We start from the raw sequence: 15,657 nt of genomic DNA, 5'->3' as shown, positions 1-15,657 counted from the left end.
CGGTAAATAATCGTGGTTAAGTAGCTTTTAACGTTTCCCATTCATTATCCATCCGAAGCGTATCGGTTTGGCAGCGACTTGAGCCTGCCGACTCAACGAATTTTGGAGTGGGATCCATGAAAAGAAGCTTGTCCGGCATCTTCGCCGCATTATTGATCGCGACAAACGCCTATTCCGCCGACCTCGCCCCTGCCGAGCCTATCCCGGAACAGCCGCCCGAAGTGACGGTCAGCGAAGCGACCGGCTGGTATCTGCGCGGCGATGTCGGTTATGCCTTCACCGATCTGCGCGGCGCACGCTATTTCCAGGGCAGCAATGCCAGCGAGGTCGATTTCGACCGTGCCGACCTGGACGATGCATGGACGGTCGGCGGCGGTGTCGGTTATCAGATCAACAGCTATCTGCGCACCGATCTGACGTTCGACTATCTGACGCAGGCTGATTTCAAGGGCTCGACGGTCGGGCAGTGCGGCTTCCCCTTGGTGGATTGCACTTCCAGCGACCGCTCTTCGCTGACTGCCTACACGCTGCTCGCCAACGCTTACGTCGATCTTGGCACCTATGGTTACGTCACGCCTTATGTCGGTGCCGGTATCGGCGGTTCCTATGTGAAGTGGAAGAACCTGCGTAACGTCGCCTGCGCCGATGACGGCAGCTTCTGCGACGACCAGGTCACCCATGGCGGCAAGGGCAACTGGCGCTTCACCTACGCTCTCATGGCCGGCGCCTCGATCGACGTCACCTGCAACGTCAAGGCCGATGTCGGCTACCGCTACCTGCATATCGACGGCGGCAACATGTTCGGTTATGCCGAAAACGGCGGCCCCGGCCGCGACAAGGGTCTCAGCGTCCACGAAGCCCGCGTCGGCGCCCGCTATCTGTTCGGCGGCTGCGCCCAGGCGAGCTATGAACCTCCGCCGGAAATCCCGCTGCAGCCGGCGGTCTACAAGTAAGCGCAATTCGCCTAGATCAGAGAGCCGCCCATCCGGGCGGCTTTTTGCTGCGTCAAGCGTGTCTGCGTCAAAATATCCTCTCTCTGCGACACTTCTATCTTGACTATGACGCCTGCTACCCATAGACACGGCGGCGGGACACCCTTCCCCAACGAAGGGCTTTCTATCTGAGAGGATAGCATCATGGCGAAGACCGCAAAGCCGGACATCCGTCCGCACAATACTCATTTTTCGTCTGGCCCTTGCTCGAAGCGCCCCGGTTGGTCGCTCGACGCCCTTTCCGACGCGGCTCTTGGCCGTTCGCATCGCGCGAAGGTCGGCAAGGCCAAGCTCAAGCAGGCCATCGACCTTACCCGTGAAATTCTCGACGTGCCGGCGGATTACCGCATCGGCATCGTTCCGGCGTCCGATACGGGTGCCGTCGAAATGGCGCTCTGGTCGCTGCTCGGCGAACGCGGCGTCGACATGCTCACCTGGGAAAGCTTCGGCGCCGGCTGGGTCACCGATGTCGTCAAGCAGCTGAAGCTCAAGGACGTGCGCAAGCTCGAGGCTGGTTACGGCGAGCTTCCCGATCTCTCCGCCGTCGATTTCGATCGCGATGTGGTCTTCACCTGGAACGGCACTACTTCGGGCGTGCGCGTGCCTAACGCCGATTTCATCTCTGCCGACCGCAAGGGCCTGACGATCTGCGACGCCACTTCGGCCGCTTTCGCGCAGGAACTCGATTTCGCCAAGCTCGATGTCGTCACCTTCTCCTGGCAGAAGGTTCTGGGCGGCGAGGGCGCCCACGGCGTCATCATCCTTTCGCCGCGCGCCGTCGAGCGTCTGGTCGCCTATACGCCGGCATGGCCGCTGCCGAAGATCTTCCGCATGACCTCTGGCGGCAAGCTGACCGAAGGCATCTTCCGGGGCGAAACGATCAACACGCCGTCGATGCTCTGCGTCGAGGACTATATCGACGCGCTTGTCTGGGCCAAGGGCCTTGGCGGCCTCAAGGCACTGATTGCGCGCGCCGATGCCAATGCCAAGGTCATTCATGACTTCGTCGCGGCAAACGACTGGATTGCCAATCTCGCCGTCAAGGCGGAAACGGCCTCCAACACCTCGGTCTGCCTGAAGATCGTCGACAAGGATATCGCAGCGCTCGACGACGACGGTCAGGCGAATTTCGCCAAGGGGCTGGTCGGCCTGCTCGAAAAGGAAGGCGTCGCCTATGACGTCGGCCATTACCGCGACGCGCCGTCCGGCCTGCGTATCTGGGCCGGCGCTACGATCGAGGCATCCGACATGCAGAAGCTGATGCCCTGGCTTTCCTGGGCCTTCGAAACGCAGAAGGCGCAGCTCGGCCAGGCTGCCGCCTGACGTGATCGCATCCGGCTCCGCCCCAGGGCGGAGCCCAGCATTCTAATTTCATCCATCGCTGAACACTTTTGAAGGAGGCCACAATGGCACCTCGCGTTCTCGTATCCGACGAATTGTCGGAAACCGCCGTCCAGATCTTCCGCGACCGCGGCGTCGAAGTCGATTTCGAACCGCAGCTCGGCAAGGATAAGGACCGTCTGCTCGAAGTCATCGGCAAGTATGATGGTCTGGCCATCCGCTCCGCCACCAAGGTGACGGAAAAGATCATCCAGGGGGCGACGAACCTCAAGGTCGTCGGCCGCGCTGGCATCGGCGTCGACAATGTCGATATCCCGGCTGCCTCGCGCCGCGGCATCATCGTCATGAACACGCCCTTCGGCAACTCGATTACGACAGCCGAACACGCGATTGCGCTGATGTTTGCCGTCGCTCGCCAGCTTCCGGCAGCCGATACCTCGACGCAGGCCGGCAAATGGGAAAAGTCGAAGTTCATGGGCGTCGAGATCACCGGCAAGACGCTCGGCGTCATCGGTGCCGGCAATATCGGCTCGATCGTCTGCGCCCGTGCCATCGGCCTGAAGATGCATGTCGTCGCCTATGACCCGTTCCTCTCCAAGGAGCGCGCCGAGGAGATGGGCGTCACCAAGGTCGAGCTGGAGGAGCTTTTCGCCCGCGCCGACTTCATCACGCTGCATGTGCCGATGACCGACAAGACGCGCGGCATCCTCAACAAGGAAGCGCTGGCAAAGACTAAGCCGGGGGTGCGTATCATCAACTGCGCCCGTGGCGGCCTGGTCGATGAAGCAGCGCTTGCCGAAGCCATCAAGTCCGGCCATGTCGCCGGTGCCGCCTTCGACGTGTTCGAGGTCGAGCCCGCCAAGGAAAGCCCGCTCTTCGGCCTGCCGAACGTCGTCTGCACGCCACATCTCGGCGCCTCGACGACCGAGGCTCAGGAAAACGTCGCCCTGCAGGTGGCCGAACAGATGGCGGATTACCTCGTCAAGGGTGCGGTCTCCAACGCCATCAACATGCCGTCGATCACCGCTGAGGAAGCGCCGATCCTGAAGCCCTTCATCCGCCTTGCCGACGTTCTCGGCGCCTTCGTCGGGCAAGTCACCGAAGAGCCGATCAAGGAAATCGAGATCCTCTACGACGGCATCACCGCCAACATGAACACACGGGCGCTGACGAGTGCGGTGCTTGCCGGTCTCATCCGCCCACAGGTCGCCGACGTCAACATGGTTTCGGCGCCAATCATGGTCAAGGAAAAAGGCGTCGTGCTTTCCGAGGTCAAGCGCGACAAGACCGGTGTCTTCGATGGCTATATCAAGCTGACGGTGACGACCGAAAGCATGACGCGTTCGGTCGCCGGCACCGTGTTTTCGGATGGCAAGCCGCGGTTCATCCAGATCAAGGGCATCAACCTCGATGCCGATGTCGGCTCGCACATGATCTATATCACCAATACCGACGTCCCCGGCATGATCGGCTTCATCGGCACGACGCTTGGCGGTGCCGGCGTCAACATCGCAAACTTCCAGCTCGGGCGTGACAAGCAGGGCGGTGACGCCATCGCGCTGCTCTATGTCGATGGCAAGGTTGAAGACGCCGTGCTTGCGCAGTTGACGGCCAACCGGGCGATCCGCCAGGCAAAGCTGCTCACCTTCAACATCGACTGAGTTCGCCCTCCCAAGGCAAGACACGGAAAACCCGGCGCATAAATCGCGCCGGGTTTTCCTTATCAGGAACGGATGAGGCTTAGTGGTACCGGCGACGGCGGACGATCCTGCCGAGACGGGCGGCATCGTCTTCAGCCTTGGTGCGATGAAGGAAAGCGAGCCGGCTGCCGTCAAAACCCTGGAAGAATTCGTCCCAGGAAATTTCTTCCTGCGATTCCGAGGAAAAATCGACGCGGACGGTTTCGCTGTCCGGTGCGTTCTTGATACGGGCGGGATGGCCGCCGCGTTCTTCGATCCAATGTCTGATCCTGCTGTAATCCGTCGTTGCGCCCAACCTGCCCATGAAATCCTCCTCAGCAACGCAATTGCAACTTAGATCATCTGCAACGCACGATCGGCGGAATTGTTCCGGTTCATTCAAGTAAGTTTATCGAAGGCGGAAACCGCGATGGTAAACCCTCGGCTTTGCACATGCTGCAGGCGGAAGCCCAAAGTTTAAGTCTAGTATGATTCTGATTTTATTTAACTTTTCCTGGTATGCGCTTGGCATCGGCATCAACCGCGTGCGAATTCCATGGCCCCCTTGCAGAAGACCGAGCAGATCGAAGTACTGAACGACGACTTCCGGTCATTGTTTGCAACGCATCCGTCGCCGATGTGGGTCTACGATCCGATATCGCTGCATTTTCTCAGCGTCAACGAGGCGGCGGCAGCACTCTACGGCTACGGCGCAGACGAGTACCGGCACATGACGGTGCTCGATATCCGCCCCCAGCATGAGCGGGAGCGGATGATCGACGCCGTCAATGGCCGTACCGACATGGAAAAGGCAGAGCGTTGGGCTCACCTCAAGGCGAGCGGCGAGACCTTTGACGTGCTGACCTATGGCCGCGAAGTGCGTTTCGAGGGCCGAGCCGCGATCCTGGCGATCGTGCAGGACCGCACCGAGGTCAACGCAGCCAGACGTCAGATCAGCGATACGCGCTCGCTTCTCGACAGCATCGTCGACAACTTGCCGGTCGGCGTTTTTGTCAAGGACATGGAAGCGGACGGGCTTTACCTTCTTTTCAACGAGGCCTGCGGTGAAATTGTCGGCATGAGGGCGCAGGAGGTGGTCGGCCGAACCGACCGGGCGCTGTTTCCCGCCGGTCAGACAGATGCCTTTCGCGAGCAGGATCGCCGGGCCTTCGACGCCGATACGACGATCAGCTTCGAGGAGACTATGCTGCGCGCCGATGGCGTGCCACGCATCCTGCGCACCGTCAAACGCGCCTTGCCGACGCCGGAGGGCCGTGCACCGCGCTACCTGCTCGGCATCTCGCAGGACGTGACGGAGGAGCGCGCCGTCGAGGCAAAGCTTGCCCATCTTGCCATGCATGATTCCCTGACCGGCCTGCCGAACCGGGCAGCCTTTTCCAATCATATCAGCCAGCGCGCGGTCGAAGCGACCGCCGACAGCCCGATCGCGCTGCTCTATATCGACGTCGATCATTTCAAGCTTATCAACGACAGCAAGGGACATGCCGCCGGCGACGCGCTGCTTTGCCAAGTGTCGGAGCGGCTGCTGCGGCTGGCTGAGGAGGGCGATCTTGTCGCCCGTCTCGGCGGCGATGAATTCGCCATCGTGCTGGAGCTCGGCGAACCGGAGCGGGCCGGGCGTTTCGCGCAAGGGCTGTTGCAGACGCTTGCCGGCGCCTTCGATCTCGATGGCGTCCGGGAGCATGTCACCTGTAGCGTCGGTATCGCCCTGGCGCCCGCTCATGCCCGCGATGCAGACGTGCTGATGCGACACGCGGATCTGGCGCTCTATGCCGCCAAGGAGAACGGGCGTTCGACCTATCGTTTCTACGAGACGGAGATGCGGCTTGCCGCCGAGCGCCGGCATATGATGACCGCCGAGCTGTGGGAGGCGCTGGAGAAGCGCCAGTTCGAGCTGTACTACCAGCCGATCGTACAGCTCGACAATGACGACATCGCCGGCTTCGAGGCACTGATCCGCTGGCGCCACCCCAAGCGTGGGTTGGTTGCGCCGATGGAATTCATTCCGATCGCCGAGGAGACCGGCCTCATCGTGCCGATCGGCGACTGGGTGATCCGGGAAGCCTGCCACGCGGCAGCCGGCTGGCCGACCCATTTGAGGATCGCCGTCAATCTCTCCGTCAGCCAGTTTCGACATGCAAGCCTGCTTTCGACAGTGGTCGCGGCGCTCAACGAAACGGGCCTCAATGCCGACCGGCTTGAAATCGAAATCACCGAGTCCGTGTTCCTGGCTGATGCCGATCAAAGCCTGCCGCTGCTGCGCGCACTGAAAGAGCTTGGCGTACGCATCGCCATCGACGATTTCGGCACCGGTTATTCGTCGCTGAGCTATCTCAGGTCGTTTCCGTTCGACAAGATCAAGCTCGACCGCAGCTTCGTTTCGGGCATTGAGACGGATGCCGGTAATCTCGCCATCGTCCGCGCCGTCGTCGGTATCGGTTCCGGCTTCAACGCGACGACGCTGGCCGAAGGGATCGAGACGGAAGAGCAGTTGCAGAAACTGCGCGCCGAAGGTTTCAGTGAGGTGCAGGGTTATCTGTTGGGCCGGCCGATGCCGCAGCACGACGCCGAGGTGCTGATCCACGGCCGCGCGCTGAGGGCCGCTTCGTCACGTTCATGATTTCCAAGCAGGCTTCGATGACGCCGCGACATTTGCAAATCTCGCCGCGCTCGATAGGGCGTGGTTCAGCGTCTGCGTGAATAGTTAAGTGATGACTTGACAATTGAACGTCACGACGCAATACTCAAGCCCATGCTTAACTATTCGACCATTGACGATATTCTGAAAGCCCTCGTCGAGCCGACGCGGCGGCAGATCGTCGAGCGGCTGAGCCGTGGCCCGGCCAGTGTCAGCGAGCTGGCGCAACCCTTCGACATGTCGCTTGCGGCGATCGTCCAGCATTTACAGGTGCTGGAGGAAAGCGGCCTCATCCGCAGCGAGAAGATCGGACGGGTTCGCACCTGCCGCATCGAGCCATCCGGCCTCGATCGGATCGCCGGCTGGGTGGCCGAGCGCAGAAGCCTGATGGAGCGGCGGTTCGATCGCCTGGGCGACATGCTTTCACAGCCGGCCGTAAATAACCAACGAGAGGGAAAAGAGTGATGACCGAGCAGTCCACGCAATCGACGGCCGCCGAACCAGCCGTTTCCCACGCCACCTTCGCCGTGGAGCGTGCCTATCCCGTGCCACCTGAGCGCGTCTTCTTCGCATTTGCTGATCTTGACAGCAAGCGGCGCTGGTTCGCCGAAGGCGAAGGGTGGGAGGTGCTGGAATTCACCTCGGATTTCAGTGTCGGCGGCGCCGAGTTTTCGCGCTTCCGCTTCGGTGATGGACCGGAGATCACCAACGACACGCAATACCAGAATATCGTGCCGGACGAGCGCATCGTCATCTCCTACCGGATGGCAGTGGGCGGAGTGCCGATCTCGGTCTCGCTGGCGACCATCGAATTCAGTCCCTCCGGCAGGGGCACAGTCATGACCTATACGGAGCAAGGCGTCTATTTCGACGATGCCTCGGCGGGCGCCAACCGCGAAATCGGCTGCCGCGAGCTGATGGAGGCCCTAGCAAGGGAACTTGATGTGGCCGCCTGAGAAGCAGGCATGCGGCCGGATGCCATCAAGCATTCGTCATTTTGAGAAAGGCGGGCGAAGCCGCATAATTGTCGTGGGCTGGATAGGAGGATGTGTATGAAACACTTTTCATTCTCGACGATCGGACTGGCGTTCGTAACCGCCATCATCGCCAATCCGAGCATCGCATTCGCCTGCAACAAGCTGATCGGCACCTGAGCCGCACCCCCGCTCCAAGGCGCGGCTTCGGCTGCGCCTTCTCTTCAGGCGGGAATGCGAAATATCGGTACCCGAAGGCTGCCCCTTGCGTCCACGGACAATCCTTTCTATATCGGTCCTTCATCGAGAGACGGCGGCCGATCCCGCCGAATATCGGCAAATCCGCCGCAATTGCAGCGCAAGGGCGGATCGTGACCCAAGCAGAATTTGGCACCACCGTTGAACACACTGGATTTTGACAAGCAGCCGGAAGATACCCGTGTCGTCGTCGCCATGTCGGGCGGCGTCGATTCATCGGTCGTCGCCGGCCTTCTCAAACGCCAGGGTTACGACGTGCTCGGCATTACGCTGCAGCTTTATGATCATGGCGCCGCCGTTCACCGCGCCGGTTCCTGCTGCGCCGGCCAGGATATCGACGATGCGCGTCGCGTCTGCGAAACGCTCGGCATTCCGCATTACGTGCTCGATTACGAAAAGCGCTTTCGCGAGACGGTGATCAATCCCTTCGCCGAAAGCTATGTGGCGGGCGAAACGCCGATTCCTTGCGTTTCCTGCAACCAGACCGTCAAGTTTGCCGATCTTCTAGCAACCGCCAAGGAGCTTGGCGCCGATGCGCTAGCGACCGGCCACTATATCCGCTCGGGCCTGAACCCTTCGCCCGAAAATCCCGGCCGCCGCGCGCTTTTCCGCCCGGCCGACGCCGATCGTGACCAGAGCTATTTCCTGTTCGCCACGACCCAGGAACAGATCGACTACCTCCGCTTTCCCTTGGGCGGCCTGCCGAAGGCCGAGACCCGCAGGCTCGCCGAAGATATGGGCCTCGTCGTCGCCAAGAAGGCCGACAGCCAGGACATCTGCTTCGTGCCGCGGGGCAAATATTCCGACATCATCACCAAGCTGAAGCCGAACGCGGCGCTCGCCGGCGAGATCGTCCATCTCGACGGCCGCGTGCTCGGAAGCCATGAGGGCATCCTGCACTTCACGATCGGCCAACGCCGCGGCATCGGCATCGCCACCGGCGAGCCGCTCTACGTGGTCTTTCTCGACGCCCGTTCGCGCCGCGTCATCGTCGGGCCGAAAGAGGCGCTGGAAACGCACCGCGTCTACCTGCGCGACGTCAATTGGCTGGGCGACGAGACGCTTGCGCAAGCCGCCTCCGGTAAAGGCTTCGCCTGTTACGCCAAGGTTCGCTCGACACGGGCGCCGGCACCCGCCGTGCTGCATATCAATGCGAACGGCACTTATGTCGACCTCACAGTCGGTGAGGCGGGTATCGCCCCCGGCCAGGCCTGCGCGCTTTATTCCGCACCCGGCGACAACGCCCGCGTTTTCGGCGGGGGTTTCATCGAGCGCTCCGAACGCGAACCTTCGGCGGAAGCTTCGCTGAAGGCCCTCTTGACCAGCCCCGTCGCCGCCTGAAATCGATAGGGAACAACAGGTGGTAAACCCACCGTTTTTCTCGATCATGCGCTTGACACAAAGCCGAAGCGCACCTTATAAGCCGCTCATCCCACGAGCCCGCTGCGCTTCGCGAGCAGGTGTCGTTTGGCCAGTGGCGGAGTAGCTCAGTAGGTCAGAGCAGAGGAATCATAATCCTTGTGTCGGGGGTTCAAATCCCTCCTCCGCTACCACTACAACAGCCGACAGATCCGGTCCGGCGATCCCAGACAGCCATCCCTTGATTTCATACTGATAAGGGTCACCGGGAGCCCGCGGGTAAACGATCACGCCCGAAACTACCTCACGGAATGCCTTCGCCATCTCGACTGTCGGCTCAGCGCCACGATCTTTCAGGATCTCAGCCAGGCTTTCCACATCCTCTCTGAATTTCGTAACTGCTCTCGGCTTGATCTCGATGACGTTTGACACCGGCGCCTGGGCGGCAAGGTCTGCCTTCAGCTTCTCTCGCTCCGCTTTCAGCGGTGGCAGCACGGCCGCAACATCGTCGTCATCGATCGTTCCCCTCGATACCTGATCGATGATGCGCGCGATCCGCTCCAGCACTTGTGCCAGCGCGCGTTCCCTATCCCCGCGGCTGTTGCGACGCTCAGCGGCGATCCGCTTGCTCTCGGCTTTATATTCTTCGACATAGGCGTCTATGATTGACGTGTCGGCGAACATTTCGCGCAGGCGGTCGATTACGTCACGCTCAATCTTCTCGACATAGTAGCGAGCATTGTTCGAGCAGCTGCCGGATTCTTTGTGAGTGCTGCAGATCACGCGCGGGCCGTTCCGATCGGCGCCGTAGATTACAAGGCTGCCACCACACTCGCTGCATTTCAGAAGCCCAGATAGGAGGCGCTTGTTTTTCGGAACGTGTCTGGCGTGCGCGCCGCCGCGCTCAGCCTTCAGATTCGCAGCTGCCTGAAATAGCCCTTCATCGACAATGCGAAGATGGGGTGCGTCGATCGTCTCGACCTTGTCATCGTCGTTGATGCGCGAAACCCGCTTCCCCGTGGAAGGATCTTTGACCATGTGGACGCGGTTCCAGACGATCTTGCCGGCATAGAGCGGATTTTTCAGTATGCCGTTGCCGCGCTGCCCGTTGCCGTTGATGGTCGAAGCGTTCCATTGCTTGCCGCGAGGCGCGGGAACACCGCCATTGTTCAGCGCTGCCGCTATCGATCGCGGCGCCACCCCGGCGACATACATGTCGAAGATCCGGCGCACGACGGCAGCCTCCTCCTCGACGATCTCCAGTTCGCCTTTCCGACCAGCGATCGGTCGGTCCAGCCGGCGATCGAGGAATGGAAGCGCATGAAAGTTCTCGGGGTCGGGATTTCAGGGCTGATCGCGTTCGCCGGCCTCACGGTCGGCGGCATCATGGCCTATGTGAGTGATGGTGCCGTGGCTTGGTTCCGACACTGGCTCAAGATCAATTAGGCAGATGCGAGGATGCTCAGAATGCCCGCGGTCAAGCCCAGGCGGCTTTCGTGCCGCCTGGTGAGGAAAACCAAAACAGGCGCTATTCCACCGTAAACGTTCCGGCCCCCTTGGAGTATTTCTTACCTCCAAGCGACTTGATCGTTGCACATTTTTCCTTATCGAACTTCTCGCACATCTTGTTGCCTTTGATGCTCCATGTGCCATTGTAGGTGGCCTTGTCCCCGTCGACAGTCGCTTCAATCGTTCCGTCTGGTTTGTAAGTTGTGACGCCCGATTGCGTCTTTGACTTCCAGTGAATGGGGTGGCCCACCAACTCGCTATTCAACTGCTCCGCCGTCATGGATGCGGCATATGCACCAGACGCGAAGGCTAGCATAATGAGGCCAGAAACCGTGATCGCTTTCATCGTTCACTCCCTTCTTCGAAAGCGAAGATTGTAATCGCTTTAGAACACGGCGAATATCTACCCATAAGGGTGACCGGCCACACCAGGCATCGTCATCGGCATTTCAGGGCCCTATCGCCTTCGCCGGCCTGACGATCGGAGGGATGGTTGCCCACGCCAGCGACGGGGCTGTTGCGGCCTTGAGGCACTGGCTGAAGATCAATTGATCGGTGAGCAGACGCACCAGGCGAAGCTGGACGACACTATTACTGCGTGGCAGGGGCCTGCCGGCTCCCCCGCGCCGTTTTTTTGTTGCCTGACGCCATATCTAGTTTTGACTTCACGCGCATGCAAACCCCTTACTAAACCAGTGCTTGAGTGTTTCAATCGGCGGGTGGTATACGGATTCAGTTTGGTCGCGGCGATTCGGTTCCATGGATAGAGTACCCTGGGAGGGTGACTTCCCTGATGTGTTTGTAAACTGTAGGTGGAAAGCGCCAGACCCCAAAAAGGTCTGCTTGAGCAGCCATGGTCTCTACAGCGCCGCCAAAGGCCAGCGGGATATGGACGCTGCGTTGAAGGTTGTAGATGACCTGGTGGTTGAAGACACCATCAAAAAACTCCGGGCACTGGAGATGAAAACCGGCATTAAGCCAAAGCTTATCGCGCCGGCGGCTCAAATTGGCGAATCCAACAATGCCCTAGCGGTGGGCTACGCAAACTGGTTGGCTCACGAACTTGACTGGGAGGTGGATGAATCTATCTTCCAAATGAAAGACTTCTCAAAAGACAAACTAGATCGCTGGGTCAGAATAGCGCACCGCAGCACCTTTTATGGGGAAATTGACAAGAAGACCCCATATGTCATAGTGGATGACGTGATCACTCAGGGGGGAACAATGGCCGACCTCCGGTCGTTCATCCTCGGTAAAGGTGGCCGTGTTATTGGAATGAGCGCGATTGCCTCGAGGGAGGGAAATGATGTTCAGATCCGACTTGACGCTGACACACAAACAAAGCTGGAGAAAATGTATGGCGGCGACCTTGCAAAGTTTTGCGGCGAGCATCTCGGCTTTCATTACCGGGGGTTCACGTGTCCCGAAGCAGCCGGAGTCCTCAGTTGTGCGAGTTATGTCCACCTCGGAGAGAAAATCATGCGAGGCCGTAACACGGGCAATGCATCGCGAGGCAAGAAACAAGCTGCGCGATAAGCCCAAGAAGTTCGGCTAAGCATTTTCTTCCCTACCGACCCACACCAGCCGCTCTCCTTAATCGGAAGGCGGCTTTTTGTTATTTCTAGAGAAAGAGCCCCGCCGAACGGGGCAGGTTCTGGAAAGGACGGACCGCACAGGAAGGAAGGGAAGCGGACACCCCCAGTATGGGGCGCCTGTGCGATCCTCGTGGCCGAACCTCAGATCATCGGAAAAGTTCCCAACGTTGAAAAGGAGCCCCGGTTAAGCGGGGCTAGTTATGGGGTGTTACAGGGAGTGGACCGCGCAGAATTTTTCCTGGTCGCATATATGCGAAGACGCAGATTTTTGAAGCAGCTCTTTGAGCTTGTAGTCCTCGGTGTCAGCTGGGTCATGTGGAGGAACGTCCGAGCCTGCGTTGGCAGCGTCAAAAGTCGCTCTCGCTGTCCGTCGCAGGTGCAGGAAAGACTGCGTCATCACTAAGTGCCATGAATTCATCGAACGCCGCCAACTGTTCGGCGCTGGGGATAGGCCCTTGTGGTATCGCGCGGATTTCATCTGCGATATCCCGTCGGCTGATATCACCCAAGATGACGCGACCTGTGGTCATCTGAAAATCGAGTGCTCCACAGTACATGTTGATGCGACCATATCCAGGCGCGTAAGCGATTGCCTTAGGCTTTCCGCTGACCTCGTGTTTTGCAAGGGAAACGCGGATGAACTCCATCCGTTTAAAAGGGATATGCGCTCGTTTGAGATCGTCCTCAATCACTTGAATCAGGCTTGGGTTTGCAATAATTTCTCTCAACTCCCTCGCGCGCGCCTCGCGACCCATGTGCATAAAACCCTGGCCCACTTCCAGCGCCTTGGCCTTCATCTCAAGGCCTCCATTGCGAGCAAGTTTAACTGTGTCTTTTGCTCGCGACCGCCATGTCCTCATCAACTCATACGCGGCAAAAATCCACATTTGCGATTGAGCAGAAACGAACATGGCCAAATCCATTGGCGTCCGATCTCTGGCCCTATACGTCTGAAGCAATTCGGTCTCTTGAGTCATTATGAATTGGTCGACGATCGCTAGGTTTGTGATCTGCATAGTGAGAAACATGTCACCGCCGAGCAGGTGCAGCCCTTTCAAGGCTTGCGTGATCTCGTGCATACCGATCTCGTCTGGATTCCTGTACGGAATATGTCCGTAGAAATCCTCGTCATCGTGATCGTCCATTCCCTCGCTGTCGTCATTTGTCATTGATGCTCACCAGGTCATAGATCGTTGCTGCGTCTTCAAAGATTCAGAGACGCCCATCCCACTCAAGATATTCTTTTTGCCTGCCCAAGCTCGCCGAGCAGTTGCTGGACTTCCCTATAGTGCATGGAGTTTGTCGAGGCATAACGCTCTCAGGCACTCCCATCCACCTCACCATCTTCATCGAGATCATGCACCGGTAGATAGGTGTTCTTCTCCATCCACTCCCAGACGATGTACCTGATCATAACGTTGCGCGTCTTGCCGGGTCACCGCCAAGCCTGCCAGGCTGGCGCGAAGCAAAAAGCTGGTGATGCGACTAAATTCAACGAGGCGCAGCCCGTGAGTCTCTTATATCCCATCGATGCCATACAAGTGTCGTGATAGGCGCCTGTAGATTCATCGGCGATGTGATGATCCATGCGGCGCAACACACATTCGTAAGATGCGCGCTCGGTATTGGAAGCAGACCACCCAGATAAAACTATCACGATCACGCTGAGGGCTATTAAGCCAACAAGGATTGCGCCAAGCGCCTTCAGCAAAAGGCCAAATGTCTTAGAAAGCTTTTCCACGGGTTAATTCGGCTTCTGATCGACCGGCTTCAACGCCGAGGCGATTAGCTCTCCAAGGACTCCGTGCAGGATTTGAGCGAACCCCAGATCCATGCGGAGACGAGTTGAAACATCAATGACCGGTTCGTTCGCGGCATCGAGGTGCAGCGCCCCAAGGGACATGCAGACTGTGCTATTGCTCAGGCGGTTTTCGGTGAAGAAGTCAACGTACACTGTGCGCGCATCGGCATCCCGTACTTCAGCGTCATGCTCGCCTACCCGTACCGTATTCCCAGACCTGACAACAACGTCATTGCTCACGCCAGTATCCTCCAAAAAGAAAGCACGTTCTGCGAGCAACGGCGAATAGTCAAGCCCAACGAGTTATCCACAATGTGCTCCGAAACGGTGCTGAGTCCTGTGGACGTTAGAGCCGCGTAAACGGTGCTTGGCGAGGATCGTTCTTTTCTCTGCCTCACTCTCCCAAGGTAGGGCAACAGAAGCGAGGAACCATGATGCAGGAAAACGTTCGACCAATCGCCCCCGTGGGGATATCCGGGCTAGAGCCACAGGCGCCGCCGACCGGGATGCCCATTTTCGAACTGGTCAAGCCCACGGACTTATTCGTGGATCCCGCCTATCAGCGGAACATCAGTGAAAAAGGAAGCCGGCAGATCAGGCGCATTATCGAGGGATTTGATTGGGTCAAGTTCAAGCCGCCCATTTGCGCTTACGCGGACTGCGACGGGCAGACCATTTTAAAAGTTCTCGACGGGCAGCACACGGCAATCGCCGCGGCATCAAACCCGCACATTGACCTGATTCCGGTGATGATCGTCGAGGCGGATAGTACGATCGCTCAGGCAAAAGCGTTTATCGGACAAAATACCGATCGATTGGGTGTAACGACTTTGCAGCTCCACCAGGCGGCCCTCGCGGCAGCCGATGAAGATGCTCAGACGTTGGAACTTGTTTGCTCAAGGGCCGGCGTGAAGGTGTTGAAGACGACGAACGCATACACCGGGACCGGCGTCCGCCAGACTATCGCCATCAAGCAGATCGAGGCGTTGATCAGCAGAAGAGGCCCGAAGCTCGCTCGGGAAATCCTCGAGGTGTTGGCAAGTGCCGAGCGCGGACCTCTGACGGCGCCCCAGATCAAGGCGGTGGAACTGCTCCTGACCGACGCCGAGTATTGCGAAAAGATTGCGGTCGAGGATCTCACCGAGGCGATTGTGGATCTGCTATTCACCGCGGAAGACGAAGCCAAAATCTTCGCGGCCACACATAAGGTTCAGTTCTGGAAAGCGCTGGCGATTACCTGGTTCCGGAAGTGCAAGAAGCGCAGACAACTGACGAAGCAGGCGGCCTAGCCTTCAATCTCGATACGACCAGTCGCGGCCACGTCGTTCGCCGCGACAACGTCCCTGTCTTTTTCGAGATATTGCTTGATGGCTTGCTTAAGCGCGATCTGCCATGTTCCCAAGCTGATCTCGATCCGTTCAGGCTGTCGGCTGTCGTGACCAGAACGGACCTCCGCTACCAGTCTTATCACGGACATTTCGACAGGCTGG

17 protein-coding genes, 1 tRNA gene and 3 pseudogenes are annotated in these 15,657 nt (G+C 59.0%); 12 read left to right on the top strand and 9 right to left on the bottom strand.

Annotated elements, in window-relative coordinates; translation table 11 throughout:
* Nucleotides 1-116: 116 nt before the first annotated feature.
* The 3 genes from J3O30_RS18435 (at nt 117) to serA (ending at nt 3,994) form a co-directional block, all read left to right on the top strand.
* Nucleotides 117-953 (top strand): outer membrane protein, encoded by an 837-nt coding sequence (locus J3O30_RS18435; RefSeq protein WP_207581660.1) that lies wholly within the window; start codon nt 117-119, stop codon nt 951-953.
* 183 nt (nt 954-1,136) lie between these two features.
* Nucleotides 1,137-2,315, top strand: a complete 1,179-nt coding sequence (locus J3O30_RS18430; protein WP_207581659.1) for a phosphoserine transaminase — start codon at nt 1,137-1,139, stop codon at nt 2,313-2,315.
* Nucleotides 2,316-2,398: 83 nt separating this feature from the next.
* Nucleotides 2,399-3,994, top strand: a complete 1,596-nt coding sequence (serA, locus tag J3O30_RS18425; protein ID WP_207581658.1) for a phosphoglycerate dehydrogenase — start codon at nt 2,399-2,401, stop codon at nt 3,992-3,994.
* 79 nt (nt 3,995-4,073) lie between these two features.
* On the opposite strand, the gene J3O30_RS18420 is transcribed toward serA, so the two are convergent.
* On the bottom strand, nt 4,074-4,337 hold the full coding sequence (locus tag J3O30_RS18420; RefSeq protein WP_207581657.1) for a hypothetical protein: 264 nt from the start codon (nt 4,335-4,337) through the stop codon (nt 4,074-4,076).
* Nucleotides 4,338-4,568: 231 nt separating this feature from the next.
* Here J3O30_RS18420 and J3O30_RS18415 point away from each other — a divergent pair, with 231 nt between their 5' ends.
* The 5 genes from J3O30_RS18415 to J3O30_RS18395 all read left to right on the top strand — a co-directional run bounded on the left by J3O30_RS18415 (nt 4,569) and on the right by J3O30_RS18395 (nt 9,456).
* Complete coding sequence (locus J3O30_RS18415; RefSeq protein ID WP_207581656.1) at nt 4,569-6,653, top strand: bifunctional diguanylate cyclase/phosphodiesterase; 2,085 nt, start codon at nt 4,569-4,571, stop codon at nt 6,651-6,653.
* 132 nt (nt 6,654-6,785) lie between these two features.
* Nucleotides 6,786-7,136: a metalloregulator ArsR/SmtB family transcription factor gene (locus J3O30_RS18410; protein WP_207584371.1), complete on the top strand. Its 351-nt coding sequence runs from the start codon at nt 6,786-6,788 to the stop codon at nt 7,134-7,136.
* Nucleotides 7,136-7,627, top strand: coding sequence for an SRPBCC family protein (locus tag J3O30_RS18405; RefSeq protein WP_207581655.1), 492 nt, complete (start codon nt 7,136-7,138; stop codon nt 7,625-7,627). Before J3O30_RS18410 ends, J3O30_RS18405 begins: the two co-directional genes overlap by 1 nt.
* Nucleotides 7,628-8,044: 417 nt before the next feature.
* On the top strand, nt 8,045-9,244 hold the full coding sequence (gene mnmA / locus J3O30_RS18400) for a tRNA 2-thiouridine(34) synthase MnmA (RefSeq protein WP_207581654.1): 1,200 nt from the start codon (nt 8,045-8,047) through the stop codon (nt 9,242-9,244).
* 135 nt (nt 9,245-9,379) lie between these two features.
* Nucleotides 9,380-9,456, top strand: a tRNA-Met gene (locus J3O30_RS18395).
* Here the strand turns inward: J3O30_RS18395 and J3O30_RS33765 are convergent.
* Nucleotides 9,413-10,075 carry a hypothetical protein gene (locus J3O30_RS33765; protein WP_348651597.1) on the bottom strand — a complete coding sequence of 221 codons (663 nt, stop codon included), beginning with the start codon at nt 10,073-10,075 and terminating at the stop codon, nt 9,413-9,415. The genes J3O30_RS18395 and J3O30_RS33765 overlap by 44 nt on opposite strands.
* A 147-nt stretch (nt 10,076-10,222) precedes the next feature.
* Nucleotides 10,223-10,453, bottom strand: a pseudogene (locus J3O30_RS33760) (recombinase family protein); the annotation flags it as partial.
* On the opposite strand from J3O30_RS33760, the gene J3O30_RS33755 reads away from it, so the two are divergent.
* Nucleotides 10,340-10,708 carry a DUF1515 domain-containing protein gene (locus J3O30_RS33755; RefSeq protein ID WP_311043812.1) on the top strand — a complete coding sequence of 123 codons (369 nt, stop codon included), beginning with the start codon at nt 10,340-10,342 and terminating at the stop codon, nt 10,706-10,708. The pseudogene J3O30_RS33760 and the gene J3O30_RS33755 overlap by 114 nt on opposite strands.
* A gap of 82 nt (nt 10,709-10,790) precedes the next feature.
* Here J3O30_RS33755 and J3O30_RS18385 read toward each other — a convergent pair whose 3' ends face one another.
* On the bottom strand, nt 10,791-11,117 hold the full coding sequence (locus J3O30_RS18385) for a hypothetical protein (protein ID WP_207581653.1): 327 nt from the start codon (nt 11,115-11,117) through the stop codon (nt 10,791-10,793).
* 107 nt (nt 11,118-11,224) lie between these two features.
* Here J3O30_RS18385 and J3O30_RS33230 point away from each other — a divergent pair.
* Both J3O30_RS33230 and J3O30_RS18380 read left to right on the top strand, forming a co-directional pair.
* Nucleotides 11,225-11,323 (top strand): annotated as a pseudogene (locus J3O30_RS33230) (DUF1515 domain-containing protein); the annotation flags it as partial.
* Nucleotides 11,324-11,614: 291 nt separating this feature from the next.
* Entirely contained in the window at nt 11,615-12,307 is a 693-nt protein-coding gene (locus J3O30_RS18380; RefSeq protein ID WP_207581652.1) for a phosphoribosyltransferase, read from the top strand.
* 406 nt (nt 12,308-12,713) lie between these two features.
* On the opposite strand, the gene J3O30_RS18375 is transcribed toward J3O30_RS18380, so the two are convergent.
* The 4 genes and pseudogenes from J3O30_RS18375 to J3O30_RS18360 form a co-directional block, all read right to left on the bottom strand.
* Entirely contained in the window at nt 12,714-13,535 is an 822-nt protein-coding gene (locus J3O30_RS18375) for a hypothetical protein (RefSeq protein WP_207581651.1), read from the bottom strand.
* A gap of 149 nt (nt 13,536-13,684) precedes the next feature.
* Nucleotides 13,685-13,798 (bottom strand): annotated as a pseudogene (locus J3O30_RS18370) (CopG family transcriptional regulator); the annotation flags it as partial.
* Nucleotides 13,799-13,801: 3 nt separating this feature from the next.
* Nucleotides 13,802-14,107 carry a hypothetical protein gene (locus J3O30_RS18365; protein WP_207581650.1) on the bottom strand — a complete coding sequence of 102 codons (306 nt, stop codon included), beginning with the start codon at nt 14,105-14,107 and terminating at the stop codon, nt 13,802-13,804.
* Nucleotides 14,108-14,110: 3 nt separating this feature from the next.
* A complete protein-coding gene (locus J3O30_RS18360; RefSeq protein WP_207581649.1) occupies nt 14,111-14,407 on the bottom strand; it encodes a hypothetical protein in 297 nt (98 codons plus the stop codon).
* 191 nt (nt 14,408-14,598) lie between these two features.
* Here J3O30_RS18360 and J3O30_RS18355 point away from each other — a divergent pair, with 191 nt between their 5' ends.
* On the top strand, nt 14,599-15,456 hold the full coding sequence (locus tag J3O30_RS18355; RefSeq protein ID WP_207581648.1) for a hypothetical protein: 858 nt from the start codon (nt 14,599-14,601) through the stop codon (nt 15,454-15,456).
* Here the strand turns inward: J3O30_RS18355 and J3O30_RS18350 are convergent.
* On the bottom strand, nt 15,453-15,638 hold the full coding sequence (locus J3O30_RS18350; RefSeq protein ID WP_207581647.1) for a hypothetical protein: 186 nt from the start codon (nt 15,636-15,638) through the stop codon (nt 15,453-15,455). The genes J3O30_RS18355 and J3O30_RS18350 overlap by 4 nt on opposite strands.
* Between the last annotated feature and the right edge of the window lie 19 nt (nt 15,639-15,657).

This window comes from Rhizobium sp. NZLR1, from assembly GCF_017357385.1.
In the GTDB taxonomy this organism is placed as follows: Bacteria; Pseudomonadota; Alphaproteobacteria; order Rhizobiales; family Rhizobiaceae; genus Rhizobium.
Note: the sequence above shows the minus strand (reverse complement) of the source record. Positions and strands in the feature narration are given on the sequence as shown.